Source organism: Erwinia sp., assembly GCF_031978025.1.
Classification (GTDB): Bacteria; Pseudomonadota; Gammaproteobacteria; order Enterobacterales; family Enterobacteriaceae; genus Erwinia.
The window spans coordinates 1-9,217 of record NZ_DALZCD010000171.1 but is presented as its reverse complement, the minus strand read 5'-3'; the positions used below and the strand labels follow the sequence as shown (position 1 = coordinate 9,217).

General features: G+C 56.9%; 12 protein-coding genes. 5 read left to right on the top strand and 7 right to left on the bottom strand.

Annotation, left to right across the window (positions count from 1 at the left end; genetic code table 11):
* The coding region (locus RTK32_RS14095; protein ID WP_312044987.1) for a glutathione S-transferase N-terminal domain-containing protein at positions 1-196 on the bottom strand (196 nt) is incomplete at its 3' end.
* A 429-nt stretch (positions 197-625) separates the two neighbouring features.
* Here RTK32_RS14095 and gstA point away from each other — a divergent pair.
* The gene (gene gstA / locus RTK32_RS14090) at positions 626-1,231 is read left to right on the top strand and encodes a glutathione transferase GstA (RefSeq protein WP_312044985.1); all 606 of its coding nucleotides are present in this window, start codon (positions 626-628) and stop codon (positions 1,229-1,231) included.
* 95 nt (positions 1,232-1,326) lie between these two features.
* On the top strand, positions 1,327-2,067 hold the full coding sequence (locus tag RTK32_RS14085) for an NADPH-dependent oxidoreductase (protein ID WP_312044983.1): 741 nt from the start codon (positions 1,327-1,329) through the stop codon (positions 2,065-2,067).
* 32 nt (positions 2,068-2,099) lie between these two features.
* Here the strand turns inward: RTK32_RS14085 and pdxY are convergent, their stop codons facing one another.
* From pdxY to anmK, 5 genes are all read right to left on the bottom strand, one after another.
* The gene (gene pdxY / locus RTK32_RS14080) at positions 2,100-2,960 is read right to left on the bottom strand and encodes a pyridoxal kinase PdxY (RefSeq protein ID WP_312044981.1); all 861 of its coding nucleotides are present in this window, start codon (positions 2,958-2,960) and stop codon (positions 2,100-2,102) included.
* Positions 2,961-3,075: 115 nt separating this feature from the next.
* Positions 3,076-4,350 (bottom strand): tyrosine--tRNA ligase, encoded by a 1,275-nt coding sequence (tyrS, locus tag RTK32_RS14075; RefSeq protein ID WP_312044979.1) that lies wholly within the window; start codon positions 4,348-4,350, stop codon positions 3,076-3,078.
* 134 nt (positions 4,351-4,484) lie between these two features.
* On the bottom strand, positions 4,485-5,138 hold the full coding sequence (pdxH, locus tag RTK32_RS14070) for a pyridoxamine 5'-phosphate oxidase (protein WP_312044977.1): 654 nt from the start codon (positions 5,136-5,138) through the stop codon (positions 4,485-4,487).
* Between the two features lie 60 nt (positions 5,139-5,198).
* Positions 5,199-5,504, bottom strand: coding sequence for an MliC family protein (locus RTK32_RS14065; RefSeq protein WP_312044975.1), 306 nt, complete (start codon positions 5,502-5,504; stop codon positions 5,199-5,201).
* Between the two features lie 20 nt (positions 5,505-5,524).
* The gene (gene anmK / locus RTK32_RS14060; protein ID WP_312044973.1) at positions 5,525-6,646 is read right to left on the bottom strand and encodes an anhydro-N-acetylmuramic acid kinase; all 1,122 of its coding nucleotides are present in this window, start codon (positions 6,644-6,646) and stop codon (positions 5,525-5,527) included.
* Positions 6,647-6,918: 272 nt separating this feature from the next.
* On the opposite strand from anmK, the gene slyB reads away from it, so the two are divergent.
* Positions 6,919-7,386, top strand: a complete 468-nt coding sequence (slyB, locus tag RTK32_RS14055; RefSeq protein ID WP_312044989.1) for an outer membrane lipoprotein SlyB — start codon at positions 6,919-6,921, stop codon at positions 7,384-7,386.
* Positions 7,387-7,413: 27 nt separating this feature from the next.
* On the opposite strand, the gene slyA is transcribed toward slyB, so the two are convergent.
* Positions 7,414-7,854 (bottom strand): transcriptional regulator SlyA, encoded by a 441-nt coding sequence (gene slyA / locus RTK32_RS14050; protein WP_312044971.1) that lies wholly within the window; start codon positions 7,852-7,854, stop codon positions 7,414-7,416.
* A gap of 143 nt (positions 7,855-7,997) precedes the next feature.
* On the opposite strand from slyA, the gene RTK32_RS14045 reads away from it, so the two are divergent.
* Both RTK32_RS14045 and RTK32_RS14040 read left to right on the top strand, forming a co-directional pair.
* Positions 7,998-8,237 (top strand): DUF1656 domain-containing protein, encoded by a 240-nt coding sequence (locus RTK32_RS14045; RefSeq protein ID WP_312044969.1) that lies wholly within the window; start codon positions 7,998-8,000, stop codon positions 8,235-8,237.
* Positions 8,234-9,091, top strand: a complete 858-nt coding sequence (locus tag RTK32_RS14040; RefSeq protein WP_312044967.1) for an HlyD family secretion protein — start codon at positions 8,234-8,236, stop codon at positions 9,089-9,091. The genes RTK32_RS14045 and RTK32_RS14040 overlap by 4 nt, the downstream gene beginning before the upstream one ends.
* The last annotated feature ends 126 nt before the right edge of the window (positions 9,092-9,217 follow it).

Here is a 9,217-nt window from a genome sequence, read left to right as displayed (position 1 = left end):
TGTCGGTAATGACATCTTCCCCATCCACCAATACCGGCACCTGTCCCAACGGGTTTAGCGCCAGAAAATCTGCGCTTTTTCTGACGTCGGCATCCGCCGTCTTCCAGGCTGCCGACAGCCCCAACATAGCCAGTAGCAGCCGGACGCGATGCACATGGCCGGAGAGTTCAGTTCCGTAAAGCGTTAAAGCCGTCATACTCTTTCTCCTCGTGTTTGGCCTACTCCTGCTGAATGCGGCGTAAACCAGCAAAATAGCCTTCGTCGTGTCGACAAGCGAAACCTTTAACGATAAGTCCAGTCTTTATCGCGATAGCGCAGCCTGGAAGGCTGGTCTTTGTCGGGATGGCACAGTCGGGAGGCCCGATCTTTGTCGTGAGCCGTCAGGATATCTGACGCCGTTCCGATCCGGCCAGCGAAGCAGGCTCCCTGTTCTGTCCTTCACGGCTGCAATTACTCCGCGATCTGGTCTGTATCGTGCTGTCCAATCTTGCCAGTTTCCAGCAGGATAAGCTGCGCCAGCCTGCAAAAAAAACGATTGGGACAAATGCGTACGCGCGGTCGCTGACTTTTTGAGCAGACGGCACTAAGCTAAGAATATCTTTTCCTCAGAGTCAGGGAGTACGCTATGAAACTGTTCTTTAAGCCCGGCGCCTGTTCGCTTTCTCCACATATTGTGATGCTGGAAACAGGTCTTGATTTTACGCTGGTTAAGGTCGATACCGCCGCCGGGGTCACGGAGCAACATGAAGATTACCGCCGGATAAATCCAAAAGGAAAAGTGCCCGCGCTGCAGCTTGATGACGGTACCGTGCTGACCGAGGGCGTGGCTATTGTGCAGTACCTGGCAGACCTGAAGCCGGACCGTCAGCTGCTGGCACCGGCCGGCTCGCTGGCGCGCTATCAAACGCTGGAATGGCTGAGCTTTATCTCCTCCGAGCTGCATAAAAGTTTTTCACCGCTGTTCAGCGACACGGCCCCGGAAGCGTATAAAACCGTGGTACGTCAGCAGCTGGAAGAGAAATTGGCCTGGACAGACGGCGAGCTGAAGGATAAGCAGTGGCTGCTGGGCGCACATTTTACGGCCGCCGACGCCTATCTGTTTACCGTGATGCGTTGGGCAAAACACCTCGAGCTGAATACGGCGAGTCTGACCACGCTGCAGGCCTGGTTTGAACGAGTTGCGGCACGGCCGCACGTCGCGGAGGCGCTGGCAGCAGAAGGCCTGAGCTAAAAATCGTTACTGCCTCCGGAGGGACCAGGGCATAAGGTGTTAAACCGCGTAGCGGCAATGCCTTATACTCTGCCGCTATCACATCTGGAGGTACTATGAATTCCGTAATTGATATCCTTACTGCCCATAAAAGCGAGCGCAGCTTTACCGATCGTCCTGTTGATGACGCTCTTCTCGATCGTCTGGTTGCGTCCGCTTACCGTGCACCCACCTCGGTCAACTCACAGCAGGTGTCACTGGTTATTACGCGTAATGCTGAGGCTCGCGGCAAGATTTCCGCGATCGCCGGTGGCCAGCCGTGGATCGCCAAAGCCCCGCTGTTTATTACTTTTGTACTGGATATGCATAAAAGCCAGCAGGCGATGTCGGCGATCGATCAACAGCAGATTGCACAGCAGAGCATTGAGAGCGTGGTTTCCGGCGCGACCGATGTTGGCATTGCGCTGGGTGCCGTCATGACGGCCGCGCGGGCTGAAGGGCTGGGCATTGTGCCAATTGGCGGTATCCGTCGCGATCCGCAGGCGATGATTGAACTGCTGCATCTTCCGGAGCTGACTTTCCCGGTGGTGGGACTGGCGATTGGCTATGTCGACGAGCCTGCGCACCAGAAACCGCGCCTGCCAATGAGTACTTTCCGTCACGAGGAGCACTACAGTACGGAAAACCTGCAGGAGAACATCGCCGCCTATAACCAGGAAATGGTGCAGCACTGGCAGGCCATTGGCCGTCAGGATGGCGACAGCTGGAGCGAGAGCGTTGCCGGCTATTATAAGAACATCTACTTCCCGGACGTGCTGCCCGCGCTACTTAAGCAGGGCTTCGGCAACGAGAAGTAAGAGTGGCCGGGCTGGCTCTCAGCCCGGCAATACTACAGCTTTACCGCGTCGAAATGCTGCTGTGGATTGGCAATACTCTCCTGAGCGGCTACCAGCTGGAGTTCATACTCCCCCATCTCATGGGTTTTCAGCATGACTTCATAGACCGCCGCCGTAATGTGTTCCAGCGCCTCTTTTAGCGACAGGCCGTGCAGCAGATCCACCAGCAGCAGCCCGCTGGTCAAATCGCCGACGCCTACCGGCTGGCGCACGCCGAAATCCACCAGTGGGCGACTGATATGCCACGCCTCGTCTGCCGTCACCAGTAGCATCTCAAAACGATCGCTGCGCTGACCTGCACGCGCCAGATGTTTAACCAGTACGATCTTCGGTCCTTTGGCGATCAGCTCGCGTGCGGTGGCGATTGCCTGCTCGACGCTGTTGACTTCATGTCCGCTGAGCAGCTCCAGCTCCAGCAGATTTGGCGCGATAATATCGCTGGCGGGCAGCGCGCTGCGGGCGTGGAATTCCGCTACGCCGGGAGCAACAATGCAGCCCTTTTCCGGGTGCCCCATAACCGGGTCGCAAAAGTACCAGGCATTAGGGTTGGCCGCTTTCACCTGACGGACAATCTCCAGGATTTGCTCGCCCTGCTCTGCCGAACCCAGGTAGCCGCTCAGCACGGCGTCGCAGGTTTTCAGCCGGTCGATGGCCGCAATGCCGCTGACAATATCGGTCAGATGGCTGGCCGGCATGACCACGCCGGTCCACTGCCCGTACTGAGTATGATTGGAAAACTGCACGGTATTCAGGGGCCAAACGTTTGCGCCCAGGCGGCGCATCGGAAATTCCGAGGCGCTGTTGCCGGCATGGCCGAAAACGGTATGCGACTGTACGGAAAGAATGTTTTTCATGAGAACCTTGCCGGAAAAAAGAAACGGGGGTACAGCTGTCAGCATGCAGGCATGGATAAGCGCTTTTACGGCGCGTCCCGCAAACCGGAACGCGCCTCTGTCTCTCCGTGCAGCGTTACTTCCAGACGATCAGACAGTAATTCTTTTTGCCACGACGGAGCAATGTGAATCGATTAAACAGGCGATCTGACGGGTCAAACGCGTAGTCCGCGCTCAGCTGCGCTTCGCCGTTGATGCTCACCGCTTTCGATTCAATCAGCTTACGCGCCTGGCCGCGAGACGGCGCCAGATCGCCATCGACCATCGCCTGCTGCAGATCCTGGCCCGCTTCCAGCTCGACAAACGGCATTCCGTCCTGCGCCAGCTGTTCAAAGTCCGCTTCGGTCATTTCGGCCAGGCTGCCGGAAAAGAGGCTTTTAGTGATGCGCTGCGCGGCGGTCAGGCCTTCTTCGCCATGTACCAGTTTGGTGACCAGCTCCGCCAGGACGTACTGCGCACGAGGCGCTTTGCCGCTGTTTTTATCTTCTTCTTCCAGCGCATCTATCTCTTCAATGCTCATAAAAGTGAAGAACTTCAGGAAGCGATAAACGTCGGCGTCCGCCGTGTTAATCCAGAACTGGTAGAATTTGTACGGGCTGGTTTTCTTCGCGTCCAGCCAGACCGCGCCACCTTCGGTTTTACCGAATTTGGTGCCATCGGATTTGGTGATCAGCGGAACGGTCAGGCCGAATACCTGGTTCTGATGCAGACGACGGGTCAGATCGATACCGGAAGTAATGTTGCCCCACTGATCGGAGCCGCCGATTTGCAACGCCACGCCGTAGCGCTCGTTCAGGCAGGCGAAATCATAGCCCTGCAGCAGATTGTAGGAGAACTCGGTAAAAGAGATGCCCTGATCGTCACGGTTCAGGCGCTGCTTGACCGCTTCTTTATTGATCATCTGATTAACGGAGAAGTGCTTGCCGATATCGCGCAGGAAGGTCAGCACGTTCATGCTGCCGAACCAGTCGTAGTTGTTGGCCGCTACGGCGCTGTTGTCACCGCAGTCGAAGTCCAGGAAAGGCGCGACCTGACCGCGGATCTTGTCCACCCATTCGTTAACGGTATCCGCGGTGTTCAGCTTGCGCTCAGCCGCCTTAAAGCTCGGATCGCCGATCAGACCGGTCGCTCCGCCTACCAGCGCCACCGGACGGTGACCGGCATCCTGGAAGCGCTTCAGGCAGAGAAGCGGGACCAGATGGCCCAAATGCAAGCTGTCCGCGGTCGGATCGAAGCCGCAATAGAGCGCGATTGGCCCTTGCGCCAGCCGCTCTGCTAACGCTTCCTCATCCGTTACCTGGGCGACCAGGCCACGCTCTTGCAATTGTTTAATCAGGTTACTGCTGCCCATCTGTGACTCCGTGTAAAAAAAGTCTGCACCTTTGCTGGTACACAGCTCTCCGCTGACTAGCGGATAAAAAAAGGGGTATAGAATAAAGCGCCGACGGGCTCTGTGCCAGCGCTTAACGGGATTATTTCGCGTAATCAGGGTGCCAGACGATCGATTTTCCACGCCTCATTGTCGCGCTGGTAGAAAAAGCGGTCATGCAGGCGATGCTCACCGCCCTGCCAGAATTCCATTGAGTCGATCGTGATGCGATAGCCGCCCCAAAAACTGGGCAGCGGCACCTCGCCCTGCTGGAATTTCTGCTTCAGCTCCAGGAATTTGCTTTCCAGCACGCCACGCGCCGAGATGCGGCTCGACTGTTTAGAGACCCACGCGCCTATCTGGCTTTCACGCGGGCGGCTGTGGAAGTACTTTATCACGTCGAGCATTGACAGTTTTTCAACGCGGCCCAACACCATCACCTGACGCTCCAGCATGTGCCAGGGGAACAGCAGGCTGATGCGCGGATTTTTTTCCAGATGGTGCGCCTTGCGGCTGCCTAAATTGGTGTAAAACACCATACCGCGCGTATCGAAATGCTTGAGCAGGACTATGCGCTGATAAGGCTGACCCTGCTCGTCCACGGTCGCTACGCTCATGGCGGTAGGATCCGGCAGCTGCGCGGCGACGGCCTGGCTCAGCCACTGTTCAAACAGGACCAGCGGGTCGGCAGGCAGATCCTTGCGGCGCAGGCCACCACGAGTATATTCACGGCGCAGATGAGCAATCTGCTGTAGGCTGTCGTCATTCATGGGATTTTCCACTGTCAGAGTTGAGGCATTGTGCGCCTCATCACAATCAATTTCAATGAGTTAACGCCTTTCGAGCCGGCAATCGTCGATAATGATTTTGCCGTTACGCTCGACGAAAGCGCCGTCGCCTTTTGACCAGAAAACGTAGTGTTCATCGGCATAGCGCGTGCCGGACGCGGCTGGCTGCTGCTTCAACGTCAGCGGATTGCCGTCTAAAATGAGGTTAACTTCCTGGCGATCGTTATCTAGCAGCACCGACAGCGGCAGCGTACCGCAGCGGTAGTGTAACCTGCTGATTTTCTCAGGCGAGTGATGCAGACAGCCGCTCAGCAGCAGCGCGATCGCCAGTAAAAAGAAAGGTTTCATCTTTGCTCCATTCAGTTGAGTCAGCGGTAACGCTTGACGTTGGCGGGAAAGATCGCGCCCAGTACGGAAGCTTCACGCGCGCCGGTGACGGAAGGCAGATTGCCCGGCTCCGACGAAAGCGTCCGGCAGGCCAGCCAGGCAAACGCCAGTGCTTCCATATCGTCACCGCTGATGCCGGCTTCGTCGGTAGCGTTAACTTCAATACCGGGCAGCAGCGCTTTCAGGTGCGCCATCAGCTGTGGGTTTTTTCCGCCGCCGCCGCACACCAGCAGCCGCTCGCAGCCTCCGCTCAGCATCACCTGCTGTGCAATAGTGGATGCGGTCAGCTCTGCCAGCGTAGCCTGCACGTCCTGCGGCGCCAGACCAGGGAAGTTAACCAGCTGTCGGTCAATCCAGGCCGGGTTAAAATATTCCCTGCCGGTAGATTTGGGGGCAGCCAGCGCAAACCAGGGATCCGCCAGCATCTGCTGCAATAAGGGGTACACCACCTGGCCGCCGCCGCCCCATGCACCATCTTTATCATAAGGCTGCCGCTGGTGACGCCAGATCCACGCATCCAGCAGCATATTGCCCGGCCCGGTATCATAGCCGCCCACCGGCTGGCCGGGGATCAGCAGGGACAGATTGGCGATACCGCCGATATTCAGCACCATGCGCCGCTCTTCAGGATGCATCAATATCGCCTGATGAAACGCGGGTACCAGCGGTGCGCCTTGCCCGCCCAGCGCCATATCGCGCCGGCGAAAATCGCCGACTACCGTAATGCCCGTTAGCGCCGCTATCTGGTTATTGTCGCCGATTTGCAGCGTGTTAGGCGCATCGCCCTGCGGTTCGTGCCATACGGTCTGTCCGTGACAACCGATGGCGGCGATATCTTCTTTCTCCAGACCTTCGCGCTCAATCAATGTCTGTACGGCTTCAGCAAACAGCCGCCCAAGCCGCGTATCCAGCTGGCCCAGTTGGGAGAGCGTCAGGGACTGCCCCTGGCTGACCGCCAGGATATCCTGACGCAGCGCCAGCGGCATAGGGTGACAGTAGCTGGCCTGCAGCGCGACCATGTGTGGATCAATCGCGGCCAGCACCACATCCACGCCGTCCAGACTGGTTCCTGACATTACGCCAATATAACGTCCCGATCTCATTAAAGTCCCTTACCCGCAATGGGAATGTCAAACCTGAGTACAGCGTCGCAAAAACAGTACAGCAATTCTATGATTAACTGTGCATTTTTACACGATGAAAGACTTTTTACTTCGCTTTACCCGCCTGGATTGATTTCAGGTTTACCCGCACTGCGCTATGCTTAAAGCAATTTTTGACGTAAGCCACCAACAGGCATTGCCTGTCTTCCCTAATTAGGTTATTGATCGCTGCGCAACTGACTGCAGCACATGGAAAAGAAAGGAGTTTGATGATGTTGAAGCGCATGATGATCGTGGCACTGACTGGTGTGACTTTAGCAGGCTGCGCCAATGACAGTTCGCTTTCCGGTGACGTTTACAGCGCCTCGGAAGCGAAACAGGTGCAGAACGTAACTTACGGTACGCTGGTTGGCGTCCGACCGGTTCAGATCCAGGGCGGCGACAACGATAACGTTATTGGCGCACTCGGCGGCGCGGTACTGGGTGGCTTCCTGGGTAACACCGTTGGCGGCGGCGCGGGTCGCAGCCTGGCAACGGCGGCGGGCGCGATTGCTGGCGGCGTGGCCGGTCAGGGCGTGCAGGGATCCGTGAATAAAACGCAGGGCGTTGAACTGGAAATCCGTAAAGACGACGGCAACACCATTATGGTGGTGCAGAAACAGGGTAACAGCCGTTTCGCTGTAGGACAGCGCGTGGCGCTGGCTTCCAACGGCAGCCAGATTACCGTTTCCCCACGCTAAGCAAGGAACCGGCTCACGCCGGTTCTTTTATTCCCGGTTTTGCAACTCCAGAATATTCTTTTCCAGCCTCGCGACAAGCGTCACCATCTTGTCGATTTCCTGCTGGGAGATACCCGCTAAAATATCGTCCCGCGTGGCATCGATAACGTGCTCAACTTCGCTAATAATCGGTGCGGCTTCTTCCGTCAGTTTGATACGCTTGGCACGGCGGTCGCTGGCGCAGGTGGTACGGGTGATCAGCCCTTTCTCTTCGAGCTGATCCAGCGTGCGCACCAGCGAAGGCTGCTCAATGCCGATCGCTTTAGCCAGCTGGATTTGCGACTGTTCCGGTGGCAGCTGATGAATATTGTGCAGCGTGACCCAGTGCGTCTGCGTCAGCTCCAGAGGTTTCAGGCGCTGGTCGATCAGCGATCGCCAGATGCGCACCAGTCTTGCGAGATCCGTTCCTAATGGGGTATCCAATTTCATCTCCTTATAATTAGCCTGCTAGCTATCAAGCCTCAATCCAGGCTATTCTGCGAGTTTACAGGACAGAATACAAATATCATTCACATTAAGCGTAATGCCAATCCACAGCTATGCTGTGACCTGGGTAACAAGGAGTGCTTTAAGTGAACAACGCTTTTACGGCGGCTTTATCACCGCTCACCGATTTGGTTTTCGGCGCCTCGCTCTATTTTCCGCCGCTGTTTAAAGCCGTGCTGGCTGGGTTCTTCCTGTGGCTGCTTATCCACCCCGTGCTGCGCGGCTGGATCTATTCCGGAGAGATTTGGCATCCTACCCTGCTCGATCTTTCCCTGTTTATTCTCTGCGTCAGCGCTTCGCTGTGGCTACTGATGGCATTCGTATGAAATTGACTTCCCTGAAATATTTTTCAACGCTGATCTTTTTTGCTGCCGCGCTTTGCGCAGGCTGGTGGCTGTGGAATTTTTATATGCAGTCGCCCTGGACCCGCGACGGCAAGGTGCGTGCCGAGCTGGTTAATATTACGCCGCAGGTTTCCGGCCGTATTGAAACGCTGCAGGTAAAAGATAATCAGTTTGTGACTAAAGGGACGCCCCTGCTGACGCTGGATGCGGAGCCTTACCGTATCGCCGTGCTGAATGCTGAAGCGCAGCTGGCGAAGGCGCAGGCTGAATTACTCAAGGCACAGCATGAATCGCGGCGGCGGCAAAGCCTGCCGCGCAACGTTATTTCTGCTGAAGATCTGGATGCGGCCGGGCTAAACGCCAGGTCACTGGCGGCAGCCGCAGAAGCCGCTCAGGCGCAGCTGGATCGGGCGCACTGGGAGCTGACCCAAACCCAAATCACCGCGCCGACGGACGGCTGGATCAGCAATCTGGTGGTACGGCCGGGTAACTATGCCACCAGCGGTACCCCGGTATTCGCCCTGGTCGACAGCCATTCTTTCTATGTGATGGGCTATTTTGAAGAGACCAAGCTGCGTCATATCCGTCCCGGCTACGGGGCTACGGTGCGGCTGTACAGCGATAACCGCGTGCTGCATGGCGAGGTCGAAAGTATTGGTCGGGCTATTTACGATCAAAGCGTGGAAAGCGACAGTTCGCTCATTCCTGATATCAAACCCAACGTTCCCTGGGTACGTCTTGCCCAGCGCGTGCCGGTGCGTATTCGTTTAACCTCCGTGCCGCGGGATCTGCCGCTGGTAGCGGGCACAACCTGTACGATTACCGTCGCGCCATGAATTTGCAGTGGCTGGAGTGGCAAAATTTGCCGTGGGTCAAAGCCACCCGGGGACAATGGCGCTACGCGTTGCGCAATGCCATCGCGATGTGCCTGGCGCTAAGCATCGCCTATGCGCTGGCGCTGG

What these genes read in the sequence shown, in the direction of transcription:
- gstA (WP_312044985.1), top strand. Translation starts at nt 626, where the DNA reads ATGAAACTGTTCTTTAAGCCCGGCGCCTGTTCGCTTTCTCCACATATT.
- RTK32_RS14085 (WP_312044983.1), top strand. Translation starts at nt 1,327, where the DNA reads ATGAATTCCGTAATTGATATCCTTACTGCCCATAAAAGCGAGCGCAGC.
- pdxY (WP_312044981.1), bottom strand. Translation starts at nt 2,960, where the DNA reads ATGAAAAACATTCTTTCCGTACAGTCGCATACCGTTTTCGGCCATGCC.
- tyrS (WP_312044979.1), bottom strand. Translation starts at nt 4,350, where the DNA reads ATGGGCAGCAGTAACCTGATTAAACAATTGCAAGAGCGTGGCCTGGTC.
- pdxH (WP_312044977.1), bottom strand. Translation starts at nt 5,138, where the DNA reads ATGAATGACGACAGCCTACAGCAGATTGCTCATCTGCGCCGTGAATAT.
- RTK32_RS14065 (WP_312044975.1), bottom strand. Translation starts at nt 5,504, where the DNA reads ATGAAACCTTTCTTTTTACTGGCGATCGCGCTGCTGCTGAGCGGCTGT.
- anmK (WP_312044973.1), bottom strand. Translation starts at nt 6,646, where the DNA reads ATGAGATCGGGACGTTATATTGGCGTAATGTCAGGAACCAGTCTGGAC.
- slyB (WP_312044989.1), top strand. Translation starts at nt 6,919, where the DNA reads ATGTTGAAGCGCATGATGATCGTGGCACTGACTGGTGTGACTTTAGCA.
- slyA (WP_312044971.1), bottom strand. Translation starts at nt 7,854, where the DNA reads ATGAAATTGGATACCCCATTAGGAACGGATCTCGCAAGACTGGTGCGC.
- RTK32_RS14040 (WP_312044967.1), top strand. Translation starts at nt 8,234, where the DNA reads ATGAAATTGACTTCCCTGAAATATTTTTCAACGCTGATCTTTTTTGCT.